Below are 23599 nucleotides of genomic sequence, written 5' to 3'. Positions count from 1 at the left end.
GTGTGCGGCAGGATTCGTGGGGTTGGCCCTGCGGAGGGATTGCGCAGGGGACGCCGTGAATCCATCCCTGGAGGCTCGGGCGCGCCATCCATGGCGCTTACACCCCTGCGCAATCCCTCCGCAGGGCCACGGACAGGTTCCGTGCGCGTCCACCGCGGAATTGAAGAAGGAAGAGCAGGAGCGGGTCGCGTGCTTTGCGCACTCGTCGCCCGGGTCCGGATCCCTTTCCCGGTGGGAAAGGGCTCTGACCCCTGATGATGCCGGAGCCGAGCGTGGGCTCGGCTCTGCACCTTTGTCGGGCTCAGTGGCCGCGTACGCGCTGGATGATCTTGGCGGCGTCTGCGGCGCTGGCGCGCACCTTGTCCCATTCGCCGTTGGCGATCCAGTTGCCCGGCACCATCCACGAACCACCGATGCAGACCACGTTCTTCTGCTCGAGGTATTCGGCGGCGGTGTTCTCGGTGATGCCGCCGGTCGGGCACAGCTTCAGGTCCGCCACCGGGCCGGCCAGTCCCTTGATCATTGCCAGGCCACCCACAGCCGTGGCCGGGAACAGCTTGCACACGCGGAAGCCGCGGGCGTAGAGCGACAGCAGCTCGGTCGGGGTGGCCGCACCCGGCACCACCGGCAGCGGTGCGGCGGCCAGTGCATCAGCCAGTGCCGGCGGCGTACCCGGGGTCACCAGGAAGTCCGCACCCGCATTGATCGACTGCTGCATCTGCTCCACGGTCAGTACCGTACCGGCACCCACCACCACGTCCGGCAGCTCGCGCTTGAGCATCGCCAATGCTTCCATCGCCACTGGCGTACGCAGGGTCAGCTCGATCGCCGGCAAGCCACCTTCCAGCAGCGCCGCACTGACCGCTCGCGCCTGGTCCAGCGTATGAATCGTCACCACCGGCAGGATGCCCGCCGCACGCAACAGCTCCGCCGCCTTCACCTGATGTTGTTCGATACCCATGCTTTTGCCCTTGCCTTTTGCTCTTCTTGATTCAGTGGCCGCAGCGCAAATGACGCGCCGGGAATTGTCCAAGGGCAGTAGAGCGCCCTGGCCGGGACCGTGAGCGGCATGGATGCCGCGACCGAGCCCCCATGGATGGGTTTACGGCATGTCCCGGCCAGGGCGCTCTACTGCCCAGGCCGGGAAGCCTGCCGCGGCTTTTCGCTTCAGGCGTCTTTTGCCTCATGCGGCGCCGCCGCCGCCGCGGCATCGTGCCCCAGCTCATATTCCGCGTCGTACTCCCACGGCCCACCATCAGCCGCCGCCGGCCCGCACGAAATCGAAATCGCACCCTGATCAGCCGGACCCACCACGCGACGGTTGATCGCGAACAGGTTGCGGCCCAGGTCATGCGCAGCCGGTGCTGTGTTCGGCGCCAGCCGACGTGCCGCCCATTCGGCCGCGTCCACCAGCACTTCCAGCGTGCCAGCCTCGCCATCCAGGCGGATCATGTCGCCCTCGCGGACCTTGGCCAGCGGACCGCCGCGTGCCGCTTCCGGCGTCACGTGGATCGCCGCCGGAATCTTGCCCGAGGCACCGGACAGGCGACCGTCGGTGACCAGCGCCACGCGCCGGCCCTGGTTCTGCAGCAGGCCCAGCAGCGGCGCCAGCGAATGCAGTTCGGGCATGCCGTTGGCACGCGGGCCCTGGTAACGCACCACCGCCACGAAGTCCTGCGGCAGCAGGCCACCGGCGTGCAGCTTGTTCAGCACCTGCGGTGCATCGACCACCACGGCCGGCGCTTCGATCGTACGGTACTGCGGCTTCACCGCCGACAGCTTGATCAGCGACTTGCCGAGGTTGCCGCGCAGCAGGCGCAGGCCGCCCTGGTGCTCGAACGGATTGTCGACGCCACGCACCACCTCGTCATCGGCGCTGCGTTCCAGGCCCGGCAGATAGACCAGCTGGCCATCGCGCAGCTGCGGTTCGCGTGCGTAGTCGGCCATGCCGCCGCGCGCCACGCTGACCAGATCGCCATGCATCAGGCCCGCCTTGATCAGCTCGCCGAACACGAACGCCGGGCCGCCAGCGGCCGCGAAGCGGTTCACGTCGGCCTCGCCGTTCGGATAGACGCGGGCCAGCAGCGGAATCAGCTGCGACAGTTCGTCGAAATCGTCCCAGGTCAGCACGATACCGGCGGCACGCGCCACTGCGATCCAGTGGATGGTGTGGTTGGTCGAACCGCCGGTGGCCATCAGCGCGATGACCGCGTTGATGATCGCGCGCTCGTCGATGATCCGGCCCAGCGGACGGAAGTCGTCGCCCAGTGCGGTGATGTCCAGTGCACGCTCGGTCGCCTCGCGGGTCAGCGCGTCGCGCAGCGGCGTGCCCGGATTGACGAACGACGCGCCCGGCAACTGCACGCCCATCGCTTCCAGCAGCACCTGGTTGGAATTGGCGGTGCCGTAGAAGGTGCAGGTGCCGGCGCCGTGGTACGAGGCGGACTCGGCTTCCAGCAGCTCTTCGCGGGTGGCTTCGCCGGCGGCATAGCGCTCGCGCACTTCCGCCTTCTGCTTGTTGGGGATGCCCGGGGTCATCGGGCCGGCCGGCACGAACACCGCCGGCAGGTGGCCGAAGGCCAGCGCACCGATCAGCAGGCCGGGCACGATCTTGTCGCACACGCCGAGGTAGACGGTGGTATCGAACATGTCATGGCTGAGGCCGATCGCCGTGGCCTGGGCGATGACATCGCGCGAGAACAGCGACAGTTCCATGCCACCACGGCCCTGGGTGACGCCGTCGCACATCGCCGGCACGCCGCCGGCCACCTGTGCCGTAGCACCGAGCTCGCGGGCGATCTCGCGGATCTGCTCCGGATAGGTCTCGAACGGCTGGTGCGCCGAGAGCATGTCGTTGTAGGCGGTGATGATGCCCAGGTTCGGCGTCACGCCGCCGCGCAGGCGGCTCTTGTCGGTGCCGCCACAGGCGGCGAATCCGTGGGCGAGGTTGCCGCAGCTCAGGCGGCTGCGGAACGGGCCTTCGCGCAGGGAGGCGTCGATCGCGGCCAGGTAGGCGGCACGCGAGGCGGCGCTGCGGCGGATGACACGCTCAGTGATGGCTTGCAGTTGCGGATGGAGGCTCATTGGCTACCGGCGTTCAAGGTGGCGAGAGGCAAGCGGCGGCAGGGCGCCGCCGCCGACATCAATCAGCCCAGTGGACGCGCAGCCGCGCGCCTTCCAGGTTGATCGCGTTGAGGATCGGGTACTGCTGGGCGTCGTTGCTGTCCAACGCCTGGCGCAGCACCCGCAGCTTCTGCTTGCCGCGCAGCAGCAGCAGGCGCTGGCGGCACTGGCGCAGCCCATGCGGGGTCAGCGTGATGCGCAGCGGCCACTGGTTCGCGCCCGGGCAGCCGGTGGCATCCAGCGCGGCGTAGGGCAGGGTGCTTTCCAGTGCGCGGGCCAGGTCCTTCGAGCCGGGGAACAGCGAGGCGGTGTGGCCGTCGTTGCCCATGCCCAGTGCCACCAGGCTCGGCGGCTGGCTGTGCTGGGCCTGCAGGTTGGCGGTGTACACGCATTCGGGCAGGGGTTTGCCAATGCGCACCAGCGGATCGAAATGCGCACCCTCGGCGCGCTTGAGCAGGTGCTCGCGCACCAGCCATGCGTTGCTGTCGCGATCCTGCGGCGACAGCCAGCGCTCGTCGGCCAGGCTCACTTCAACCCGGTCCCAGTGCACGTCCAGTTCGGCCAGCGCCTGGTAGACCGGTGCTGGCGTGGTGCCGCCGGACAACAGGATGCGGGCGCGGCCCACTTCATTGATGTCGTGGTTGAGGGTCTGCGCCATCTCGGCGGCTACCGCTTCGATCCAGCCGTCGGCATCGCCGTGGTGGATGAACTCGACGCGGTCGTCGTGGAAGGTGGGGCTCATGCGGCAACTCCAGGTGCGTCACGTTCGGCATCGGCGGCATAGGCGGCGGCGCCCAGCAGTCCGGCATGGGGATGCATCACGGCCAGCGACGGCACCCGCGCCATGATCGAAGAGAACCGCCCCTTGTGTTCGAAGCGCTGGCGGAACCCGGAGTGCTGCAGCGAATCGAGCATCTTCGGGGTCAGTCCACCGGTGAGGAACACGCCGTCCCAGGCGCCCTGGGTCAGTACCAGGTCGCCGGCAATGGCGCCGAACACGGCGCAGAACACATCGACGGTGCGCATTGCCTGCGGATCGCCATGCAGGGCGCGGGCGGTCACGTCCACCGGCTGCAGCTGGCCCGGGTCGATACCGGCCATCTCGCACACCGCGCGATGGATGTTGACCAGGCCGGGGCCACAGATCAGGCGCTCATTGGAGACGCGGCCGAACTGCTCGGACAGGATCTCCAGAATGCGGATCTCCTCCGGCGTACCCGGCGGGAAGCTGACATGGCCGCCTTCGGTTTCCAGCGGGTAGCAGCGGCCGTGGCGCAGGATCAGGCCACCGACGCCGAGCCCGGTACCGGGCCCGATCACCGCATAGTTGCGTGGCTGCCCCGGCTTGCCCGGCACCCAGGCGGCGCCACCGACCTGGACCACGTCCTCGGGCTGCAGCAGCGAGATCGCCATTGCCTGTGCGGCGAAGTCGTTGATCAGGTGCAGCTCGTCGAAACCGAGCATCGCCGCGGTGCGGCTGCGCGAGATCACCCACGGATGATTGGTGATGCGTGCCTCGTCACCGTCTACGCGACCGGCCACCGCGAACACGCCGCGGCTGGCGGCAGCGCCGATCTGCTCAAGGTGATGGCGGGCGGCATCGCCAAGCGACGGGAACTCCGCCACTGCGTACTCGCGGATGCTCTCCTTCAGCAATGGCGCGTCCAGCGAGGTGTCGGCCAGGGCGAAGCGGGCGTTGGTGCCACCGATGTCGGCGACCAGCACCGGCTGCGAGTTGGCACTCATGCCGACGCCTCGCTGTCCGGTGCGTCCACGCCCTGCGGCAGGAACTCCGTTGCGTTGCTCGGGCCCCATTGGCCGGCGGGATAGGGTTCCAGCGGCAGCTTGGCTTCCTTCCAGGCGTCGGCCACGCTGTCGATCCACGCCCAGGCGGCGCGCACTTCGTCGTCACGCACGAACAAGGTGTGGTTGCCGTTGAACGCATCCAGGAACAGGCGTTCGTACGCGATGCGGCGATGCAGGCCGGTCGGCACCGACAGTTCCAGTTCCAGCGGATGCAGTTCCAGCGCACCCCATTCCGGGCCGGCCAGGCTGCTCATCAGGCCCAGTTCGATGTTCTCCTGCGGCTGCAGCTGGAACACCAGGCGGTTCGGTGCGGCCTGGGCGCGCTGCGGGCGCTCGAACAGCCAGTGGGTGACCGGCTTCAGCGTGACCACCACGCGGGTGGTGCGCTCGGGCAGGCGCTTGCCGGTGACCAGGTGGAACGGCACGCCGCTCCAGCGCCAGTTGTCGATGTGCGCGGTGACGCCGGCGAAGGTTTCCACGTCGCTGCCTTCCGGCGGCTGGTAGGCCTGCGCCGGCTGGCCGTTGATGGTGCCGGCGGTGTAGCGGCCGCGGATGCTGTCACGCGCGGCGTGCCTGGCATCGAGCGGACGCAGCGCGCGCAGCACCTTGACCTTCTCGTCGCGGATGCGATCGGCTTCCAGCGAGGCCGGCGGCTCCATCGCCACCATGCACAGCAGCTGCAGGATGTGGCTCTGCACCATGTCGCGCAGCGCGCCGGAGCGGGCGTAGTAGGCGTCGCGGCCATCCACGCCCTCGCTCTCGGCCACCAGGATGTGCACTGATTCGATGTAGTTGCGGTTCCATACCGCTTCCAGCAGCGTGTTACCGAAGCGCAGCGCGATCAGGTTCTGCACCGCGGCCTTGCCGAGGTAGTGGTCGAGGCGGAACACGCGGTCCTCGTCGATCCACTGGCCGATGGTGCTGATGATTTCCTCGGCGCTCTCGCTGTCGCTGCCGATCGGCTTCTCCAGCATCAAGCGTGCCGGCGCGGCGAGGGCGCCACCCTTGGCCAGGCCTTCGCAGGTGGAGATGTACAGGCCCGGCGGAATGGCCAGGTAGCTGACGCACTTGCGATGCACCAGATCGGAGACGGCGGCGGCGACCGAGTCGACGTCGCGCAGGTCGACCGAACGGTAGTCGATGCGGCGCAGCAGGCCGTTGATGTCGTCCTGCGAGGCCATCGGCATGGCCTGCTGCAGGCGCGGGCGCAGGATGTCATGGAAGGCTTCGGTGTCATGCCCGGACAACGCCAGTGCGCGGATGCGGAAGTCCTCCGGCAGCAGGCCGTCGCCAAGCAGGCGAAGCAGCGAAGGGAACAGGTAGCGCTGGGCCAGATCACCTGTGGCACCGAACAGGAAGAGGGTGTCGTGCATCGCTCGAGTTTCAGATCCGGGTGACATCGTTGTCAATCGCTTCATGGCTGGGTTCGGGGGACATCCGCGCAACTGCCTGTCCGAGGTTCGTTGGGGGCGTTCTCCGGGGCACCGGAAGACCGTTCCATTCGAAACCACTACCCCGGCGGAACCTTCGTTCAACCGCCGACGCAGATCGGTGCGCACCGATCATCGGATAGTGCCACGTGAAAACGTTTACATGGCAGAATGGGCAACTGTATTCGATTGCAGTGCTCGCCGTCATGCGGCAAGCGCGCAATCATCACTGCCATCGGGAGGGCCGAGGCAGTCCCAAAAGACAGCCCGGCTTCGGGCGGACCGGATAGGTGATATGGCAAAAGTGCAGTTGCAGGGTGTGCGCAAGGTCTATGACAACGGCCAGGTCGCGGTGAAGGACGCCACCTTCGAGGTCGCCGATGGCGAGCTGATGGTGCTGGTCGGTCCCTCCGGCTGTGGCAAGTCGACCCTGCTGCGGATGGTGGCTGGCCTGGAAGAGATCAGCGGCGGCACGCTGACCATCGGTGATCGCGTGGTCAACGATGTGGCGCCGAAGGATCGCGACATCGCGATGGTGTTCCAGAGCTACGCGCTGTACCCGCACATGACCGTGGCCGAGAACCTGGCCTTCGGCCTGAAGCTGCGCGGCCATGACAAGGCCACCATCGACAAGCGCATCGCCGAGGCGGCGCAGACGCTGGGCCTGACCGAGATGATGGACAAGCTGCCCAAGGCGATGTCCGGCGGCCAGCGCCAGCGTGTTGCGCTGGGCCGGGCGCTGGTGCGCGAGCCGGCGGTGTTCCTGCTTGACGAGCCGCTGTCCAATCTGGATGCCAAGCTGCGCCACAGCGTGCGTACCGAAATCGCGCAGCTGCACCGCAAGCTGGGCACGACCATGATCTACGTAACGCACGATCAGGTCGAGGCGATGACCCTGGGCCAGCGCATCGTGGTGCTGAAGGACGGCATCATCCAGCAGATCGATACGCCGATGGCGCTGTACGACCGTCCGGCCAATCTGTTCGTGGCCGGCTTCCTCGGCAGCCCGGCGATGAACGTTCTGCGCGGCACGCTGCAGGGCGATGCCGGCGGCGTGACCGTGGTCGACGGCGACTGGCGTGCACCGCTGGGCCAGGCCACGATCGATCCGGCGTGGCTGCAGAAGCCGATCGCGGTGGGCGTGCGTCCGGAGCACCTGCAGCCGGCCAGCGCCGATGATGCGCATGCGTTCACCGCGCGCATCGAAGGCATCGAGCCGGTCGGCAACGAGATCTTCGTGAACCTGAGCAGTGGCCAGCACGCGCTGACCATGCGCGTGGCGCCGCAGGCGCTGCCGGCGGTGGGCGAGCAGATCCGCGTGGCGATCCACCCGCAGGGCCTGCATTTCTTCAGCGCGGAAACCGGCGAGCGCCTGTAAGGGGTAGGGCCGGCCGCTGGTCGGCTATCTCAATCATGCGTGGTTGCCGGCCAGCGGCCGGCACTGCCATTCCTCCGCCGAAGGCGTGCGGACCAACGGTCCGCACCCACCAGTGCAGATCCCCACCAACCTGCTTCAGCGCGCCAACCCATCCAGCAACGGCACGCGCTGCGCGATGGCATCACCCACCTGCAGGTCAGCATCACCGGCCTCCAGTGGCAGCACCGCCAGTGCCAGGTCGCCGGCCACGCAGGCGATCGTGCCCAGCGCCGCGCCGTCCTGCTGCACGCCATCGCCGGCCTGCGCCGGTGCCGCGGTATGCAGCAGCTGCACCGCGCGCTTGGCCTTGCCGAGGAAGTGGGTGCGGGCGACGATTTCCTGGCCGGGATAGCAGCCCTTCTTCACGCTGTAGCCGTTCAGACGGTCCAGGCCCAGCTGCTGCGGGGTCCACACCTCGCGCTGGCCTTCTTCCAGCCGCGGCAGCCCGTAGCGCAGGTCGGCCTGGCGCCAGGCCAGGGCGAAAGCGGCCTCATCGGTTTCGCTGCCGGCCGCAAAGGCAGCGGCGGTGCCGATGCGCAGGGTGCGCGGCAGGGCATCGCTGCCCAGATCCAGTTCCCAGCCATCACCTGCGGCCTGCGCAATTGCGGCGCCGCTGGCGGCCTCCGGCGCAGTGAACGCCCCGGCCGCCGCCAGATCATCGCGCACCAGCACCTTCACCTTGCGGCGGAACACGAAGCGCTGCAGTTGCGACGCAATCGCATCGGCATCGCCATCCGCCAGCACCAGCATCAGGTGGTCGTCGGCCAACCGCAGCAGCTGGAACACCGCCAGGGTGCGGCCCTTGGCGCTCAACCAGGCACTCCACTGCCAGTGCAGCAGGGGCAGGGCGGTGACATCGCTGCTGAACTGGGCGTGGGCAAAGACAGCCGCATCCGGGCCCTGCAGGCTCAGCAGCTGGTGGCCGGGCAGGCGCGGATATCCGACGAAAGCAGGGGGCAGGTTGTCAGGCACGTGAACGAGGTCTAAAATTTGTGCGTTGCGAGACCGAACATGATAGGCCAAACAACCCCCACTCCCGACGACGAATCTGAAGCCCCGCTGGTCCCCGCGGCACCCGTGCCCGTGGAACAGGAAAAAGCAGAAGAATTCGGCGGCCGCGGCGGACTTGATCCGGTGCGGTATGGCGATTGGGAGAAAAACGGACGCTGCATCGATTTCTGATCAGCATTGAGCCAACGCGGCCGCGTGCCGCCCAGCCGAGACAACGAGCCCAGCGAATGGCGACCAGACAACGCCCACTTTCCCCGCACCTTCAGGTGTATCGCTGGCAGATTCAGATGGCCACCTCGATCCTGCATCGAGCCACTGGCGTCTTTCTGTCTGTTGGTGCCCTCCTCATCGCTGCCGGCCTGCTGGCCCTGATGATGGGGCCCGAGTCCTGGAACTGCTTCACCGGCCATGCCGGGGCCTGGTATGGCCGCGTGTTCCTGTTCGCGTGGACATGGTCGTTCGCCTATCACCTGTGCAATGGCATCCGCCATGTGGTGCAGGACTTCGCCATCGGCTTCAGCATCCCCGCCTTCATCCGCAGCAGCTGGCTGTCGGTCACCGGCAGCCTGGTGATCACCCTGCTGGTGTGGGCCTATGTGATGTTCGGAGGTGCCGCGTGAGCAAGTTCCGTACCCCGTTGAAGAACGTGCGTGGCCTTGGCTCGGCCAAGACCGGCACCGAGCACTTCGTGCATCAGCGCCTGACCGCCGCCGCGCTGGTGGTGCTGGGTATCTGGTTCCTGGTCTTCGTGCTGGGCCTGCTGGGCTCGGACTACGCGACCGCCGCCGCCGCCGTGGCCAAGCCGTGGAACGCAGTGCCGCTGATCGGCCTGCTGATCGCCATGTTCTGGCACGCGCAGCTCGGCATGCAGGTCGTGCTGGAAGACTACATCCACGAATCGCTGCTGGCCCTGGTGCTGCAGACCGCGGTGAAGTTCGTCGCCGTGCTCGGCATGATCGTCAGTGTGTTTGCGGTGGGCCGCATCGCCCTCGGCGTTGCCTGAGCCCAGGCACCAACACAGGAATCCAGATTAGATGTCCGCTTACAAGATCACCGAACACAAGTACGACATGGTCGTGGTCGGCGCCGGCGGCGCCGGCCTGCGCGCCACGTTCGGCCTGGCCGCCAAGGGCCTGCAGACCGTGTGCCTGACCAAGGTCTTCCCGACCCGTTCGCACACCGTTGCCGCCCAGGGCGGTATCTCGGCCGCACTCGCCAACATGGGCGAAGACGACTGGCGCTACCACTTCTTTGACACCATCAAGGGGTCGGACTGGCTGGGCGACCAGGACGCCATCGAGTACATGTGCCGTGAGGCCATCCCGGCCATCATCGAGCTCGAACACTACGGCGTGCCGTTCTCGCGCACCGCCGAAGGCAAGATCTACCAGCGTCCGTTCGGTGGCATGACCACCAAGTACGGCGAAGGCCCGGCGGCGCAGCGTACCTGCGCGGCGGCCGACCGTACCGGCCACGCGATGCTGCACACCCTGTACCAGCAGTCGCTGAAGCACGATGCGCGCTTCATGATCGAGTACTTCGCGCTCGACCTGATCTTCGACGACGAAGGCGCCTGCCGCGGCGTGCTGGCCCTGGACATGTCCGACGGCACCCTGCACCTGTTCCGCGCCCAGGGCGTGGTACTGGCCACCGGCGGCTACGGCCGTGCCTACTTCAGCGCCACCTCGGCGCACACCTGCACCGGCGACGGTGGCGGCCTGGCCATGCGTGCCGGCATCGCCATGCAGGACATGGAGTTCGTGCAGTTCCACCCGACCGGCATCTACGGCGCCGGCTGCCTGATCACCGAGGGTGTCCGCGGTGAAGGTGGCATCCTGCGCAACAGCAGCGGCGAGCGCTTCATGGAGCGCTACGCGCCGCACTACAAGGACCTGGCCTCGCGCGACGTGGTCAGTCGTTCGATGACCATCGAGATCCGCGAAGGCCGCGGCGTCGGCGAGCACAAGGACCACATCCTGCTCGACCTGACCCACCTCGGCCCGGGCGTGATCGACGACAAGCTGCCGGGCATCGCCGAAAGCGCCCGCATCTTTGCCGGCGTCGACGTGCACAAGCAGCCGATCCCGGTCATCCCGACCGTGCACTACAACATGGGCGGCATCCCGACCAACTACCACGGCGAAGTGGTGCAGAAGGTCGGCGACAACGACAATGCCGTGGTGCCGGGCCTGTACGCCATCGGTGAAGCGGCCTGCGTGTCCGTGCACGGCGCCAACCGACTGGGCTCGAACTCGCTGCTGGACCTGGTGGTGTTCGGTCGTGCGGTGGCCAACCGCTGCGCCGAGACCATCAAGCCGGGCGCGGCGCACAAGCCGCTGCCGGCCGATGCCTGCGACAAGGCGCTGGGCCTGCTGGACAAGCTGCGCCACGCCAACGGCGATACCCCGACCTCGGTCATCCGTGATCGCATGCAGCGCACCATGCAGGCCGACGCCGCCGTCTTCCGCACCAGCCAGACGCTGAAGGAAGGCTGCGAGAAGATGGACAAGATCTTCGACTCGTTCCAGGACGTGAAGGTCTCCGACCGTTCGCTGGTCTGGAACTCGGACCTGATCGAGACCTACGAGCTGAACAACCTGCTGCTCAACGCGGTGGCGACGATCAACTCGGCCGAACAGCGCAAGGAAAGCCGTGGTGCGCATGCGCACGAGGACTATCCGGACCGCGACGACGTCAACTGGCAGAAGCACACCCTGGTCAGCGTCGACGAGAAGGGCAAGTGCAGCTTCGACTACCGTCCGGTGCACATGTACACGTTGACCGACGACGTGTCCGTGGTGCCGCCGAAGCCGCGCGTGTACTGATCCGACCCCGCCTACCATGCAATCCGCGCCCAAGGGCGCGGGCCGCCTGAGCCAACGAGAGCAGCCATGGCCGAGTTTTCACTCCCCAAGAATTCCAAGATCACGAAGGGCAAGCACTTCCCCGTCAAGAACGGCGGCAAGAACGTGCGCACCTTCAAGATCTACCGCTGGAGTCCGGACGACGACAGCAACCCGCGCACCGATACCTATGAAGTCGATCTGGACGCCTGTGGCCCGATGGTCCTGGACGCCCTGATCAAGATCAAGAACGAGATCGACCCGACCCTGACCTTCCGCCGCTCGTGCCGCGAAGGCATCTGTGGTTCGTGCGCGATGAACATCGACGGCACCAACACCCTGGCCTGCACCCGAGCCATCTCGGACTGCGGCAAGAAGGAAGTGCCGATCTACCCGCTGCCGCACATGAACGTGGTGAAGGATCTGGTTCCGGACCTGACCCACTTCTATGCGCAGTACGCCTCGATCAAGCCGTGGATCCGCACCCAGACCCCGGCACCGCCGGACCGTGAGCGCCTGCAGTCGCCGGAAGACCGCAAGAAGCTGGACGGCCTGTACGAGTGCATCCTGTGCGCCTGCTGCTCGACCAGCTGCCCGAGCTACTGGTGGAACGGCGAGCGTTACCTGGGCCCGGCGATCCTGCTGCAGGCCTACCGCTGGATCATCGACTCGCGCGATGAGGACACCGGTGCGCGCCTGGACGATCTGGAAGATCCGTTCAAGCTGTACCGCTGCCACACCATCATGAACTGCGCCCGGACCTGCCCGAAGGGCCTGAACCCGGCGCTGGCGATCGCCGAGATCAAGAAGCTGATGATGGAACGCCGCGCCTGATCGGCTCTGGCCGTACCCGGTAGAGCCACGCCATGCGTGGCTGTGCCACCGCAGTAGAGCCACGCCTTGCGTGGCTTTGCTGTATCTGGAGAAACACGATGGAAGAAGACGTTCTGCTGAAGAAGCTGCGCTGGCGCTGCCGCCGCGGCATGCGTGAGCTGGACCAGCTGTTCGGCCGTTATCTCGACCACGAATGGAGCACCGCGCCGACCGAGGAGCGCGAGGTTTTCCTGTTCCTGCTCGACTGCGAGGACGATAAGTTGTGGCGCTGGTTCATGGGCTATGAGGCCTGCCCGCATGCGCACGCGATCCCCCTCATGCAGAAGATCCTCGCCCTCAAGCCTTGAGTGGCGCCCCTCGCGGCTGCAGGCCGCCGCCCAGCTGGCGGTGCTGCTGGCCGCACCTTGGCTGCTGCGCGCATCGGATCTGCCGCCCCGGCTGCTGACGCCGGCGGTGTTGCTGGCCTGGGGCATCGGGTTGGCCGAACTGGCCTGGCGCCAGCGCAGGCCATGCGTGCAGGTGCTTCTGCCGGTACCGCCCGAGCTGCTGCAGGTGGCCGGGCAGGACGTCGATGCACCACAACTGGTCGTGCGTGGGCCATGGCTGTTGTTGCTCTGGCGTGAGGATCGGCGCCGCCGGCGCCTGCTGTTCTGGCCCGATGTGCTCGATTCCAGGCAGCGACGTGAACTGCGACTGGCCGTGGCCGCACGCGGCGTTTCCCGTAGGCCCCGGTCGATGGCACCATAAGCTGAATTGACCGGCGTGCCTGCATGTTCAAACCCATTCCCGTGGCCATTGGCCTGCGCTACCTGCGCGCCAAGCGCCGCAACGGCTTCATCTCCTTCATCTCGATGGCATCGATCCTGGGCATCGCGCTCGGCGTTACGGTGCTGATCACCACCCTGGCGGTGATGAGCGGTTTCCAGAAGGAAATCCGCAGCCGCCTGCTGCAGATGACCGCGCACACCACCATCAGCCGCGACGGCGAGCCGATGCCGGACTGGATGCGCGTGGTGGACGTCGCCCGCAAGGACCCGCGCGTGGCCGGTGCCGCGCCGTACATCGAGATCCAGTCGATGATCAGCGGCCCGCGCGTGCAGGGCGCAATCATCCAGGGCATCGATCCGGCGCTGGAGCCGAAGGTGTCGGTGATCGACAAGAAGGTCACCAAGGGCAGCTATGACAGCCTCAAGCCGGGCAGCTTCAACGTGCTGCTGGGCAAAGAGCTGGCGGTCTGGCTGGGCGTGGACGTTGGCGACCAGGTGCTGGTGACCTTTGCAGAAGTGCAGGGCACGCCTGCTGGCGCAGTGCCGCGGATGAAACGCTTCACCGTCAGCGGCATCTTCGAGGCCGGCTACAACGAGGTCGACCGCGGCGTCGGCTTCGCCAACATGCAGGACCTGGAGCGCGTGCTGCGTTCCGATGGCGCTACCGGCGTGCGGCTGAAACTGTACGACATGGACCGCTCGCTGGAAGTGGGCGTGGACCTGGCGCAGAGCCTCGGCGGCGCGTACCGGGTAAGTGACTGGACCCAGCAGAACGCCAACCTCTACCACTCGCTGCGCATGGAGAAGGTAGTGATGGGCATCCTGCTGTCGCTGATCATCGCCATGGGCGCTTTCAACCTGGTGTCGTCGCAGGTGATGCTGGTCACCGACAAGCAGGCCGACATCGCCATCCTGCGCACCCTTGGCCTGACTCCGGGCGGGGTGATGCAGGTGTTCATGGTGCAGGGTTCGCTGATCGGCATCTTCGGCACGCTGGCCGGCCTGATCGGCGGCATCACCCTGACCCTCAACCTGGAACGCATCCTCGGTGCCATCGAGAGCGTGTTCAACGTCAAGCTGCTGCCGGAGGATGTGTACTACATCACCGGCCTGCCGACCGACATGCAGACCGGCGACGTGGTGGCGATCACCGTGGTCGCGCTGCTGATGAGCTTCCTGGCCACCCTGTATCCCGCCTGGCGGGCAGCGCGCACCCAGCCGGCGGAGGCCCTGCGTTATGAATAAGGTCTTCAACCGCGGCGACGAAGTGATCCGCGCCGAAGCACTGGGCAAGACCTACGCCGAAGGGCGCATGCAGACCCCGGTGTTCGATGGCCTGGACCTGACCGTGACCGCCGGCGAGACGGTGGCGATCATCGGTGCCTCCGGCGCCGGCAAGAGCACGCTGCTGCATCTGCTGGGCGGCCTGGACATTCCAACCGCCGGCGAGGTCTACGTGACCGGGCAGCGCATGTCGGCGCTGTCGGATACCGCGCGCGGTCTGCTGCGCAACCAGGCGCTGGGCTTCGTCTACCAGTTCCATCACCTGCTGCCGGAGTTCACCGCGCTGGAAAACGTGATGATGCCGGTACTGTTGGCTGGCACTGCGGTAGCAGAAGCGAGCAGCCGGGCCACCACGCTGCTGGAAGCGGTCGGCCTCGGCCACCGCCTGGATCACAAGCCGGGCGAGCTGTCTGGTGGTGAGCGGCAGCGTGCTGCGGTGGCGCGGGCACTGGTCAATCACCCAGCCTGCGTGCTGGGTGACGAGCCGACCGGCAACCTGGATGACCGCACGGCCGCCACGGTGTTCGAGCTGATGCTGGAACTGAATCGTGCGCGCCACACCAGCCTGGTGCTGGTCACCCACGACCGCAGCCTGGCGCGCCGCCTCGACCGGGTGCTGGAGCTGCGCGAAGGGCGCTTGCACGCACTGGCCCACGCGGACGTCTGAGGCGCCGGGGCCGCTTTGGTGGAAGCCGACCCTGGTCGGCTGCTCCTGCGGGGCAGGCGCCAACCAAGGTTGGTGACTTCCGGAATCCGGGGCCTTGGGTCTGCTTTGGTAGAGGTCGGCCTTGGTCGACCGCCGACCAGCGCCTGAATGGGGCTGTCGGTCGTCCCGCCGCCGTTGCCGGCCCGGGCGCATGATGGCGACAGTTCCCCGAGGAGATCGCCATGAAGACCCCGTTCCTGGTGGCCGGACTCTGCCTGGCGCTGGCCGCGTGTGCGACCACTGGCCGGCTCAGCAGCGCCGATAAGCTTGACCTGTACCGTGCCCATGCCGGTGCGCCGCAGAACGACATGCAGTTCTTCGGCACCCTCAATGGCTGGACCGAGCTGGGTGACAGCGCGCTTGCGGTATGGACGCGTCCCAGCGAGGCCTACCTGCTGGAGTTGAGGGGGCCCTGCCAGGACCTGCCATATGCCACCGCCATCGGCCTGACCAGCCAGATGAATCGTGTTTCGGTGCGTTTCGACAAGGTGCTGGTGCGCGACCCTACCGGCGGCCCGCGCCTGCCGTGCTTCATCGACAGCATCCGCAAGCTCGATGTGAAGGCACTACGCGCATCCGAGCAGGAGCTGCGCCAGGCGCAGGTGCAGGAGCGCGAGGAAAACAGGAAATAGCGCGGTCGTGCCGGCCGCTGGCCGGCATCGCGCAGATGCCAGGTTGCCGGCCAGCGCCCGGCACTACCTGTGCGTCAGGCTTCCGGAGTGAAGCCGGCCGGCTTTTGCGCGTCCTTCTCGAACAGGAACTTGACCAGTTCGCCTTCAAGGAACGCGCGATGTTCCGGCGTACGCGGCGACAGGCGGTTCTCGTTGATCAGCATGGTCTGGTGCGCCAGCCACGCAGCCCAGGCCTGCTTGCCGATGTTGTTGAAGATGCGCTGGCCCAGCTCGCCGGGGTAGGGCACGAAGTCCAGGCCCTCGGCATCGCGTTGTTCGTACTGGCAGAAGACGGTTCGGGGCATGGCACTCACTCGTGGTTGCGGGGTTTCTTGGAAGTTCGTTTTGGCGTCTTGATCGTCGCGCCGTCGAGCAGTTTGCGGATCGGCGCGGGCAGGCCCAGCGCGCGCAGTTCATCGTAGGCGACCCAGCGCAACGTGGGTTCTTCCACGCGCAGGCCGTTCACCTGGCGCGACAGTACCTGCAGGTGCAGCCTGTAGTGACTGAAGGTGTGCTGCAGCACTGGCAGCTCCTCGGCGTCTTCCAGCGAACCTTCAACATGCGCATCGAACCAGTCCTGCAGGTCGCTGCCAGCCTCGGCCTGGGGCAGCGTCCACAGCTGCGCCCAGATGCCGGTGTCCGGCCGCTTCTGCAGCAGCACGCGCTGCTGGGGGTCGCGCAGCAGCAGGGCCACTGCTTCGCGCTCGGGCAGGGTCTTGCTGGACTTGGGCGTGGGTAGTTCAGCGGTGCGGCCTTCGCGGCGCGCCACGCACGCGTCCTGCAGCGGGCAGATCACGCAGGCGGGTCTGGCGCGGCTGCACACGGTCGCGCCCAGGTCCATCTGCGCCTGGGTGTAATCGGCCATGCGTCCGGCCGGCACCTGCGCCACGTGCGCCTCGGCGATCGCCCACAACTGCTTCTCGATGGCCGGAAGGCCCGGGAAGCCGTCGATGCCGTGGTAGCGGCTGAGCACCCGCTTGACGTTGCCATCGAGGATCGCGAACGGGTCGTTCCAGGCCTGGCTGAGGATCGCACCGGCGGTGCTGCGGCCGATGCCGGGCAGGGCATGCAGCGCATCGAAGTCACGTGGCAGGTCGCCGTCGTGCAGTTCCACGCAGCGCTTGGCTGCCGCGTGCAGGTTGCGTGCGCGGGCGTAGTAGCCGAGCCCGGCCCACTGCGCCATCACCGCGTCATTGCTGGCGGCGGCGAGGTCGGGCAGGGTCGGGAAGTGCTGCAGGAACCGCTGGAAGTACGGGATGACCGTACTCACCTGGGTCTGCTGCAGCATGATTTCCGACAACCAGACCCGATAGGGGCTGCGCGGATGCTGCCAGGGCAGGTCGTGGCGACCGTGGTCGTCGAACCAATGCAGCAGGTGGGCGACGAAGTCGTCGGTCTGCGTGGTTCCGGCGCTGGCGTGCGGCTGGCGGGGCATCGGTATTCCGGAGGTGGGCAGCCACCGATGGGGTGGCTCTACCGGGCTGCAGTAGAGCCACGCCAAGCGTGGCTGCACGGTCTATCAGGCACCCAGCGCTTCGGGCAGCAGGGCGTCAACGAAGGCTTCCGGATCGAATACGCGCAGGTCTTCCGGGCGCTCGCCGATGCCGGCGAAACGGATCGGAATGCCGAACTCGCGGGCCAGCGCGAACACCACGCCGCCCTTGGCAGTGCCGTCCAGCTTGGTCACCACCAGGCCGGTCACGTTCACCGCAGCGTTGAACTGGCGCAGCTGCGACAGCGCGTTCTGGCCGGTGGTGCCGTCGATCACCATCAGTACTTCGTGCGGTGCAGTGGCGTCGATCTTGCCGAGCACGCGGCGGATCTTGCCCAGCTCGTTCATCAGGCCGGACTGGGTGTGCAGGCGGCCGGCGGTATCGGCGATCAGCACCGAGGTGCCGCGGGCCTTGCCGGCCTGCAGCGCATCGAATGCCACCGAAGCGGCATCGGCGTTCTGCCCTTGGGCGACCACGGCCACGCCGTTGCGTTCGCCCCAGGCCTGCAGCTGTGCGACGGCGGCGGCGCGGAAGGTGTCGCCGGCGGCCAGCATCAGGCTGTGGCCTTCATCCTTGAAACGCTTGGCCAGCTTGCCGATGGTGGTGGTCTTGCCAACGCCGTTGACGCCGACGGTCAGCACAACGAAGGGCTTGGCGTTGCGGTCGATCACCAGCGGCTTGGCCACCGGCTGCAGGATCGCGATCAGCTCGGCGCGCAGCGCGGCCAGCAGCGCATTTGCATCTGCGAACTCGCGCGACTTCATGCGCTTGCGCAGGCCCTCGACCAGGTCGGTGGTGGCACCCACGCCGACGTCGGCGGTGATCAGGGCGGTTTCCAGCTCGTCCAGCAGGTCGTCGTCGAGTTTTGGGTTGCGCGAGAACAGGCCACCGAAGCTGCGCGCGATGACGCTGTTGCGCAGGCGTTCGCGCCAGCCGGGCTTGCCGGCAGGTGCCGGAGCAGCGTCGACCGAGGCGGCAGCAGGCAGGTCGTCGGTGACCGGTGCCGGGGTGGGCTCGGGCAGCGGTGCGGGTGCCGGTTCGATGGCCGGGGTCGCGATGGGGGCGACGTCAATCTGCGCCGTCGGCGCAGGAGCTGCCGGAACCGCTGCGGCTGGGGCCGGAATCACCGGGGTGGGCTCGACAGCGACCGGAACGGCGGTTGCCGGGGGCGGCTCGACCGGTGCAGGCTCGGCCGGTACGGCTACCGGTGCCGGCTCCTTGTCCTCGACCGGCGCGGCCGACGGAAACGCCGCCGCCAGCTCTTCAGCCGAGTAGTGCTGGGTCTTGGGTGCCTCCGTTGCGGGGGCATCCTGGGGCTTCTTGCGGCGGAAAAAACTGAGCATTGGCAAAAGGCGCTGAAATCAGAGGGATATGCTACCACTCGGGCCTGTCGGGCCGATGTGGACTCAAGGTCGCGGCCGGCCGGCCGTTAACCGGTCCGGAGGGCTGCGCAGGGCGGTCCGGAGACCGCCATGAACAACGTGATGGGAATCGCCCTTGGCGGGATGCGTGCGGCCCAGCAGGGCGTGCAGGTGGCCGCGCACAACGTGGCCAACCTGGCGACTCCCGATGCTCAGCGCCCGCAGCTGCAGCGTAGTACGGTGGAGCAGGGTGGGGTGCAGGCTGCGGTGACCCCTACCGGCGCCGATGTCAGTGCACCACTGGGTGATCTGCTGGCAGCGAAAGCCGAGGTGGTGGCTTTCGCTTCCAACGCCGCGGTGATCCGACGCCAGGACCAGATGCTGGGCTCGCTGCTGGATCGCGAGGCCTGAGCCTCCCGGCCTTGGTGGGTGTCAACCTTGGTTGACACGCTCGACCCGCCTGGTAGGTGCCAATCCTGGTTGGCACTCACCACCCGCCCCGGTAGGTGCCAACCTTGGTTGGCACGCTTTTTGGGCGCCAACCAAGGTTGGCTTCTACCAGAGCATCGCCGGGTAAGCCGGGCCATGCCCGGCGACCACCTTGTCGATCAGGCCGACAGCTCCAGCAGCAGCTTGTTCAGGCGCGCCACATAGGCGCCCGGATCCTTCAGGCTGTCGCCGGCGGCCAATGCAGCCTGGTCGAACAGCACGCGGCCCAGATCGTCGAAACGCGCGCCATCGGCTTCAGCATCCAGCTTGGCGATCAGCGGATGGCCCGGGTTGATCTCCAGCACCGGCTTGCTGTCCGGCACCTTCTGCCCGCTGGCTTCCAGGATCTGGCGCATCTGCAGGCCCAGGTCCTGTTCGCCGATGGCCAGCACCGCCGGTGAATCGGTCAGGCGGTGCGAGACGCGCACGTCGGCCACGTCATCGCCCAGCACCGTCTTCAGGCGCTCGACCAGGCCCTGCTTGTCCTTGGCCGCTGCTTCCTGTTCCTGCTTGTCCGCTTCGGTTTCCAGCGCGCCCAGGTCGAGGTCGCCGCGGGCGATGTCGACGAAACCCTTGCCGTCGAAATCGGTCAGGTAGCCCATCAGCCACTCGTCGATGCGGTCGGTCAGCAGCAGCACTTCCACGCCCTTCTTGCGGAACACTTCCAGGTGCGGGCTGTTGCGCACCTGGCTGTAGCTCTCGCCGGTCAGGTAGTAGATCTTGTCCTGGCCTTCGGCCATGCGGCCGAGGTAGTCAGCCAGCGACACGTTCTGCGCATCGCCGTCGCCACGTGTGGAGGCGAAGCGCAGCAGGCCGGCCACCTTCTCGCGGTTGTTGTAGTCCTCGGCCGGGCCTTCCTTCAGCACCTGGCCGAATTCCTTCCAGAACGTGGCGTACTGCTCCGGCTTGTCTGTGGCCAGCTTTTCCAGCATGTCCAGCGAGCGCTTGGTCAGCGCGGCCTTCATCGAATCGATGACCGGGCCGGACTGCAGGATCTCGCGCGAGACGTTCAGCGACAGGTCGTTGGAATCGACCACGCCCTTGATGAAGCGCAGGTACAGCGGCAGGAACTGCTCGGCCTGGTCCATCACGAACACGCGCTGCACGTACAGCTTCAGGCCCTTGGGGGCATCGCGGTGATACAGGTCGAACGGCGCGCGGCCGGGCACGTACAGCAGCGAGGTGTATTCCAGCTTGCCTTCGACCTTGTTGTGGCTCCATGCCAGCGGATCGCTGTGGTCGTGTGCCACGTGCTTGTAGAACTCGGTGTACTCGGCGTCGCTGATCTCGGTGCGCGGGCGGGTCCACAGCGCGCTGGCGCGATTGACGGTTTCCCATTCGACCGCGGCGCCTTCTTCGCCACCTTCCTTCGGCATCTGGATCGGCAGGCCGATATGGTCCGAATACTTCTTGAGGATGCCGCGCAGGCGCCAGCCATCGGCGAAATCGTGCTCGCCGTCCTTCAGGTGCAGCACGATGCGGGTGCCGCGCTCGGCCTTGTCGATGGTGGCCACTTCGAAATCGCCTTCGCCGCGCGAGGTCCAGCGCACGCCTTCGCCTGCAGCCAGGCCGGCGCGGCGCGAGGTCACTTCCACTTGGTCTGCAACGATGAAGGCACTGTAGAAGCCGACGCCGAACTGGCCGATCAGCTGCGAATCCTTTTTCTGGTCGCCGGACAGCTGGCGGAGGAAATCGCCGGTGCCGGACTTGGCGATCGTGCCGAGATGGGCAATGGCTTCGGCGCGGCTCATGCCGATGCCGTTGTCTTCGATGGTGATGGTGTGGGCGGCGGGGTCGAAGCTGACGCGCACGCGCAGCTCGCTGTCACCTTCAAGCAGGGCCGGCTGGGTCAGGGCCTCGAAGCGCAGCTTGTCGGCAGCGTCAGCGGCGTTGGAGACCAGCTCGCGCAGGAAGATCTCCTTGTTGGAGTACAGCGAGTGGATCATCAGCTGCAGCAGCTGCTTGACTTCGGTCTGGAAGCCAAGGGTTTCGGTCTGGGTGGTCTCGGTCATCGATAGGGCTCCATGTGCAATGCCGCGCCAGCGCGTGCGGCCTCGCCAAGGGGTATGGCTGATTGTCCCGAAATCAAGGGGTTGGTCGGCAGGGCTTGCAGCCCTGCACCTGCAGAGGCCGAAGCAACAGCAACATCAACAGCAGCAGCGGGCTATCCGTGGGATGGCGGGGCGGTGTGGGTTGGCAGGACACGCCGTGAACCCATCCATGGGGGCTCGATGGCGCCATCCATGGCGCCAACGGTCCTGCCAACCCACACCGCCCCGCCTCTGACAGGTTCACGCGGCTGTTGGCAGGTGTCGACCTTGGTCGACACATCTGTCAGATATCGATACATCAAATGGGGTCAGATCCGTTTTCCGCAGGAAAACGGATCTGACCCCAAGAGACCTTCCGGCAGATCGCAGGAAACTGTCGAAGGCGGGGGGGGGCAGGTTGTGGGGGTGTCCGCGGCATGGATGCCGCGGCCAAGCCCCCATGGACGGGTTTACGGCGTCCCCCACAACCTGGCCCACCCCGCCTACCCACAGGAAACCAGCTTTTGCCGTTGCTCTGGCTGTTGCTTCGGCCTCTGCGGGTTCCGGGCGCCGCCCGGACGACTACAATCCCGCTCATGCTGAAATTCTCGAATGAACCCCGCCGGGGGCGCCTGTGAGCGGCCGTGGGGGCAATGACGGTCAGGTCCGCATCATCGGCGGTCGCTGGCGCAATACCCGCCTGCCGGTGCCGACCCTGCCGGGGCTGCGGCCCAGCAGTGACCGCGTGCGCGAGACCCTTTTCAACTGGTTGATGCCCAGACTGGGCGGCGCGCGGGTGCTGGACCTGTTCGCCGGCAGTGGCGCGCTGGGCCTGGAGGCGGTTTCGCGCGGTGCTGCCCACGCCACCCTGGTCGAGCGCGACGCGCAGCTGGGACGCAATCTGAGCGCGGCCGTGGCGAAGCTCCAGGCCGCCGATCAGATCACCGTGGTGCAGGCCGATGCCCTGCGCTGGCTGCAGGGCGCGCCCGCGCAGCAGGCCGATCTGGTCTTCATCGACCCGCCGTTCGCCGATGGCCTGTGGCAGGACGTGCTGGCGCAGCTGCCTCGGCACCTGGCCGCCGATGCCTGGCTGTACCTGGAATCGCCGGCCGGCCACGTGCCGGTGCTGCCGCCGGACTGGCTGCTGCACCGCGAGGGCGGCACCCGCGAGGTGCGCTTTGCCCTGTACCGCCGCGCCACTGCTACACTTTGACCTCATCTGAACATCTGCATCCGCCCATGACCGTGGCCAACCGCCGCATTGCCGTCTATCCCGGCACGTTCGACCCGATCACCAACGGTCATATCGACCTGGTCAGCCGGGCCGCGCCGCTGTTTGAAAAGGTCGTGGTGGGCGTGGCGCAGAGCCCGTCCAAGGGCCCGGCGCTACCGCTGGAGCAGCGCGTGCAGCTGGCGCGTGGCGCACTGGGCCACCATGGCAACGTCGAGGTCATCGGCTTCGACACCCTGCTGGCCCATTTCGTCCGTTCGGTCCAGGGCGGGGTGCTGCTGCGTGGCCTGCGCGCGGTGTCCGATTTCGAGTACGAGTTCCAGATGGCCAGCATGAACCGTCACCTGATCCCCGAGGTCGAGACCCTGTTCCTGACCCCGGCCGAGCAGCACAGCTTCATTTCGTCCTCGCTGGTCCGCGAGATCGCGCGCCTGGGCGGCGACGTGTCCGGTTTCGTGCCGGCCGCGGTGCTCGAAGCCCTGCGCAAGGTCCGCGAAGCGAAGGCGGCACAGTCGTAAGTCCTGCTGTACCCGCACCCCATTACGCACAACACCACGCACCATTCCGGGAGGAAACCCATGAACACCACCATGCGCGCGATGCTGATCGCTTCGTTGGCCCTGGCCTTCACCGCCTGCAAGAAGGAAGAGGCCGCTCCGGTCGACGAGGCCAAGCAGGCCCTGGTCGCCCCGGCCAAGGACGACGATGCGGGCTGGAAGAAGTACCTGCAGGAAGTGGCCATCCAGAACATGGGCAACATCACCAACAGCCCGTTCCTGTACTACCTCTCCCCGGAATCGGACCCGGACTTCCAGGCCAAGTACGAGCGCCAGACCGAGAGCGCGACCCAGGCCGTGGCCCGTGGCGTGCAGCCGGGCAACATGCTGGCCTTCGGTTCGTCGGCCTCGGGCAAAATGGCTGACATGATCCAGGCCGTGTTCAAGGACGTGTCGCCGGATTCGATGAAGGGCGTGCGCGTCGTCTTCATCGGCCAGTCGGCCGACAACGCCCGCGTTCAGGCTGCGATCCAGCCGACCGGTGCCGAGTACATTTTCGTCGAAGCCAAGTAAGACCGAGCCATGGCGGCCATGCTCCGGCATGGC

General features: G+C 67.1%; 25 protein-coding genes. 15 read left to right on the top strand and 10 right to left on the bottom strand.

Annotated features, from left to right (window positions below; translation table 11 throughout):
- Positions 1–301: 301 nt before the first annotated feature.
- The 5 genes from eda to zwf all read right to left on the bottom strand — a co-directional run bounded on the left by eda (position 302) and on the right by zwf (position 6302).
- Positions 302–961 carry a bifunctional 4-hydroxy-2-oxoglutarate aldolase/2-dehydro-3-deoxy-phosphogluconate aldolase gene (gene eda / locus AC5P60_RS00505; protein ID WP_483692822.1) on the bottom strand — a complete coding sequence of 220 codons (660 nt, stop codon included), beginning with the start codon at positions 959–961 and terminating at the stop codon, positions 302–304.
- A gap of 206 nt (positions 962–1167) precedes the next feature.
- The gene (gene edd, locus AC5P60_RS00500; protein WP_483692821.1) at positions 1168–3084 is read right to left on the bottom strand and encodes a phosphogluconate dehydratase; all 1917 of its coding nucleotides are present in this window, start codon (positions 3082–3084) and stop codon (positions 1168–1170) included.
- A gap of 58 nt (positions 3085–3142) precedes the next feature.
- Positions 3143–3865: a 6-phosphogluconolactonase gene (gene pgl / locus AC5P60_RS00495; RefSeq protein ID WP_483692820.1), complete on the bottom strand. Its 723-nt coding sequence runs from the start codon at positions 3863–3865 to the stop codon at positions 3143–3145.
- The gene (gene glk, locus AC5P60_RS00490; RefSeq protein WP_005412971.1) at positions 3862–4869 is read right to left on the bottom strand and encodes a glucokinase; all 1008 of its coding nucleotides are present in this window, start codon (positions 4867–4869) and stop codon (positions 3862–3864) included. Before glk ends, pgl begins: the two co-directional genes overlap by 4 nt.
- Positions 4866–6302: a glucose-6-phosphate dehydrogenase gene (gene zwf / locus AC5P60_RS00485; protein ID WP_005409072.1), complete on the bottom strand. Its 1437-nt coding sequence runs from the start codon at positions 6300–6302 to the stop codon at positions 4866–4868. Before zwf ends, glk begins: the two co-directional genes overlap by 4 nt.
- Positions 6303–6654: 352 nt before the next feature.
- On the opposite strand from zwf, the gene AC5P60_RS00480 reads away from it, so the two are divergent.
- Positions 6655–7737, top strand: coding sequence for an ABC transporter ATP-binding protein (locus tag AC5P60_RS00480; RefSeq protein ID WP_005409073.1), 1083 nt, complete (start codon positions 6655–6657; stop codon positions 7735–7737).
- Between the two features lie 135 nt (positions 7738–7872).
- Here the strand turns inward: AC5P60_RS00480 and ygfZ are convergent, their stop codons facing one another.
- Positions 7873–8748: a CAF17-like 4Fe-4S cluster assembly/insertion protein YgfZ gene (ygfZ, locus tag AC5P60_RS00475; RefSeq protein ID WP_483692819.1), complete on the bottom strand. Its 876-nt coding sequence runs from the start codon at positions 8746–8748 to the stop codon at positions 7873–7875.
- A gap of 39 nt (positions 8749–8787) precedes the next feature.
- Here ygfZ and AC5P60_RS00470 point away from each other — a divergent pair, with 39 nt between their 5' ends.
- The 10 genes from AC5P60_RS00470 to AC5P60_RS00425 all read left to right on the top strand — a co-directional run bounded on the left by AC5P60_RS00470 (position 8788) and on the right by AC5P60_RS00425 (position 15853).
- Complete coding sequence (locus AC5P60_RS00470; protein WP_005409075.1) at positions 8788–8958, top strand: DUF1674 domain-containing protein; 171 nt, start codon at positions 8788–8790, stop codon at positions 8956–8958.
- Positions 8959–9014: 56 nt separating this feature from the next.
- The gene (sdhC, locus tag AC5P60_RS00465) at positions 9015–9407 is read left to right on the top strand and encodes a succinate dehydrogenase, cytochrome b556 subunit (protein ID WP_049402620.1); all 393 of its coding nucleotides are present in this window, start codon (positions 9015–9017) and stop codon (positions 9405–9407) included.
- Positions 9404–9790, top strand: coding sequence for a succinate dehydrogenase, hydrophobic membrane anchor protein (sdhD, locus tag AC5P60_RS00460; protein WP_005409077.1), 387 nt, complete (start codon positions 9404–9406; stop codon positions 9788–9790). The genes sdhC and sdhD overlap by 4 nt, the downstream gene beginning before the upstream one ends.
- Positions 9791–9821: 31 nt before the next feature.
- Positions 9822–11612 carry a succinate dehydrogenase flavoprotein subunit gene (sdhA, locus tag AC5P60_RS00455; protein WP_033833072.1) on the top strand — a complete coding sequence of 597 codons (1791 nt, stop codon included), beginning with the start codon at positions 9822–9824 and terminating at the stop codon, positions 11610–11612.
- A 66-nt stretch (positions 11613–11678) separates the two neighbouring features.
- Entirely contained in the window at positions 11679–12464 is a 786-nt protein-coding gene (locus AC5P60_RS00450) for a succinate dehydrogenase iron-sulfur subunit (protein WP_005409079.1), read from the top strand.
- Between the two features lie 98 nt (positions 12465–12562).
- Entirely contained in the window at positions 12563–12811 is a 249-nt protein-coding gene (locus AC5P60_RS00445) for an FAD assembly factor SdhE (RefSeq protein ID WP_005409080.1), read from the top strand.
- Positions 12762–13211, top strand: coding sequence for a hypothetical protein (locus AC5P60_RS00440; protein WP_033833073.1), 450 nt, complete (start codon positions 12762–12764; stop codon positions 13209–13211). Before AC5P60_RS00445 ends, AC5P60_RS00440 begins: the two co-directional genes overlap by 50 nt.
- Before the next feature lie 23 nt (positions 13212–13234).
- The gene (locus AC5P60_RS00435; RefSeq protein WP_033833074.1) at positions 13235–14476 is read left to right on the top strand and encodes a lipoprotein-releasing ABC transporter permease subunit; all 1242 of its coding nucleotides are present in this window, start codon (positions 13235–13237) and stop codon (positions 14474–14476) included.
- Positions 14469–15182, top strand: a complete 714-nt coding sequence (gene lolD, locus AC5P60_RS00430; protein ID WP_005409083.1) for a lipoprotein-releasing ABC transporter ATP-binding protein LolD — start codon at positions 14469–14471, stop codon at positions 15180–15182. The genes AC5P60_RS00435 and lolD overlap by 8 nt, the downstream gene beginning before the upstream one ends.
- 221 nt (positions 15183–15403) lie before the next feature.
- The gene (locus tag AC5P60_RS00425) at positions 15404–15853 is read left to right on the top strand and encodes a DUF6491 family protein (protein ID WP_483692818.1); all 450 of its coding nucleotides are present in this window, start codon (positions 15404–15406) and stop codon (positions 15851–15853) included.
- 74 nt (positions 15854–15927) lie between these two features.
- On the opposite strand, the gene AC5P60_RS00420 is transcribed toward AC5P60_RS00425, so the two are convergent.
- The 3 genes from AC5P60_RS00420 to ftsY all read right to left on the bottom strand — a co-directional run bounded on the left by AC5P60_RS00420 (position 15928) and on the right by ftsY (position 18728).
- Positions 15928–16197 carry an oxidative damage protection protein gene (locus tag AC5P60_RS00420; RefSeq protein ID WP_005409085.1) on the bottom strand — a complete coding sequence of 90 codons (270 nt, stop codon included), beginning with the start codon at positions 16195–16197 and terminating at the stop codon, positions 15928–15930.
- Between the two features lie 5 nt (positions 16198–16202).
- Complete coding sequence (gene mutY, locus AC5P60_RS00415; protein WP_483692817.1) at positions 16203–17327, bottom strand: A/G-specific adenine glycosylase; 1125 nt, start codon at positions 17325–17327, stop codon at positions 16203–16205.
- Between the two features lie 84 nt (positions 17328–17411).
- A complete protein-coding gene (gene ftsY / locus AC5P60_RS00410; RefSeq protein ID WP_033833077.1) occupies positions 17412–18728 on the bottom strand; it encodes a signal recognition particle-docking protein FtsY in 1317 nt (438 codons plus the stop codon).
- A 129-nt stretch (positions 18729–18857) separates the two neighbouring features.
- On the opposite strand from ftsY, the gene AC5P60_RS00405 reads away from it, so the two are divergent.
- Positions 18858–19157 carry a hypothetical protein gene (locus AC5P60_RS00405; protein WP_483692816.1) on the top strand — a complete coding sequence of 100 codons (300 nt, stop codon included), beginning with the start codon at positions 18858–18860 and terminating at the stop codon, positions 19155–19157.
- 197 nt (positions 19158–19354) lie between these two features.
- Here the strand turns inward: AC5P60_RS00405 and htpG are convergent, their stop codons facing one another.
- A complete protein-coding gene (htpG, locus tag AC5P60_RS00400; protein ID WP_099484527.1) occupies positions 19355–21247 on the bottom strand; it encodes a molecular chaperone HtpG in 1893 nt (630 codons plus the stop codon).
- A 652-nt stretch (positions 21248–21899) separates the two neighbouring features.
- Between htpG and rsmD the strand changes: the two genes are divergently transcribed.
- From rsmD to AC5P60_RS00385, 3 genes are read left to right on the top strand one after another with little or no spacing between them, the layout of a single operon-like run.
- Positions 21900–22478 carry a 16S rRNA (guanine(966)-N(2))-methyltransferase RsmD gene (rsmD, locus tag AC5P60_RS00395; protein ID WP_005412982.1) on the top strand — a complete coding sequence of 193 codons (579 nt, stop codon included), beginning with the start codon at positions 21900–21902 and terminating at the stop codon, positions 22476–22478.
- Positions 22479–22504: 26 nt separating this feature from the next.
- Positions 22505–23014, top strand: coding sequence for a pantetheine-phosphate adenylyltransferase (gene coaD, locus AC5P60_RS00390; protein WP_005409091.1), 510 nt, complete (start codon positions 22505–22507; stop codon positions 23012–23014).
- 60 nt (positions 23015–23074) lie between these two features.
- A complete protein-coding gene (locus tag AC5P60_RS00385; protein ID WP_005409092.1) occupies positions 23075–23566 on the top strand; it encodes a hypothetical protein in 492 nt (163 codons plus the stop codon).
- Positions 23567–23599 lie beyond the last annotated feature (33 nt).

The organism is Stenotrophomonas sp. YJH_SMC_120, from assembly GCF_059368675.1.
The sequence above is the reverse complement of the archived record's forward strand: the minus strand, read 5'-3'. Positions and strand labels throughout refer to the sequence as shown.

Coding starts and splice junctions, on each gene's coding strand:
- glk (WP_005412971.1), bottom strand. CDS start 4,869: ATGAGTGCCAACTCGCAGCCGGTGCTGGTCGCCGACATCGGTGGCACC.
- zwf (WP_005409072.1), bottom strand. CDS start 6,302: ATGCACGACACCCTCTTCCTGTTCGGTGCCACAGGTGATCTGGCCCAG.
- ftsY (WP_033833077.1), bottom strand. CDS start 18,728: ATGCTCAGTTTTTTCCGCCGCAAGAAGCCCCAGGATGCCCCCGCAACG.
- coaD (WP_005409091.1), top strand. CDS start 22,505: ATGACCGTGGCCAACCGCCGCATTGCCGTCTATCCCGGCACGTTCGAC.
- AC5P60_RS00445 (WP_005409080.1), top strand. CDS start 12,563: ATGGAAGAAGACGTTCTGCTGAAGAAGCTGCGCTGGCGCTGCCGCCGC.
- AC5P60_RS00420 (WP_005409085.1), bottom strand. CDS start 16,197: ATGCCCCGAACCGTCTTCTGCCAGTACGAACAACGCGATGCCGAGGGC.
- mutY (WP_483692817.1), bottom strand. CDS start 17,327: ATGCCCCGCCAGCCGCACGCCAGCGCCGGAACCACGCAGACCGACGAC.
- AC5P60_RS00480 (WP_005409073.1), top strand. CDS start 6,655: ATGGCAAAAGTGCAGTTGCAGGGTGTGCGCAAGGTCTATGACAACGGC.
- AC5P60_RS00435 (WP_033833074.1), top strand. CDS start 13,235: ATGTTCAAACCCATTCCCGTGGCCATTGGCCTGCGCTACCTGCGCGCC.
- AC5P60_RS00425 (WP_483692818.1), top strand. CDS start 15,404: ATGAAGACCCCGTTCCTGGTGGCCGGACTCTGCCTGGCGCTGGCCGCG.
- sdhA (WP_033833072.1), top strand. CDS start 9,822: ATGTCCGCTTACAAGATCACCGAACACAAGTACGACATGGTCGTGGTC.
- lolD (WP_005409083.1), top strand. CDS start 14,469: ATGAATAAGGTCTTCAACCGCGGCGACGAAGTGATCCGCGCCGAAGCA.
- eda (WP_483692822.1), bottom strand. CDS start 961: ATGGGTATCGAACAACATCAGGTGAAGGCGGCGGAGCTGTTGCGTGCG.
- htpG (WP_099484527.1), bottom strand. CDS start 21,247: ATGACCGAGACCACCCAGACCGAAACCCTTGGCTTCCAGACCGAAGTC.
- AC5P60_RS00405 (WP_483692816.1), top strand. CDS start 18,858: ATGAACAACGTGATGGGAATCGCCCTTGGCGGGATGCGTGCGGCCCAG.
- AC5P60_RS00470 (WP_005409075.1), top strand. CDS start 8,788: ATGATAGGCCAAACAACCCCCACTCCCGACGACGAATCTGAAGCCCCG.
- edd (WP_483692821.1), bottom strand. CDS start 3,084: ATGAGCCTCCATCCGCAACTGCAAGCCATCACTGAGCGTGTCATCCGC.
- AC5P60_RS00450 (WP_005409079.1), top strand. CDS start 11,679: ATGGCCGAGTTTTCACTCCCCAAGAATTCCAAGATCACGAAGGGCAAG.
- sdhC (WP_049402620.1), top strand. CDS start 9,015: ATGGCGACCAGACAACGCCCACTTTCCCCGCACCTTCAGGTGTATCGC.
- pgl (WP_483692820.1), bottom strand. CDS start 3,865: ATGAGCCCCACCTTCCACGACGACCGCGTCGAGTTCATCCACCACGGC.
- AC5P60_RS00440 (WP_033833073.1), top strand. CDS start 12,762: ATGCGCACGCGATCCCCCTCATGCAGAAGATCCTCGCCCTCAAGCCTT.
- AC5P60_RS00385 (WP_005409092.1), top strand. CDS start 23,075: ATGAACACCACCATGCGCGCGATGCTGATCGCTTCGTTGGCCCTGGCC.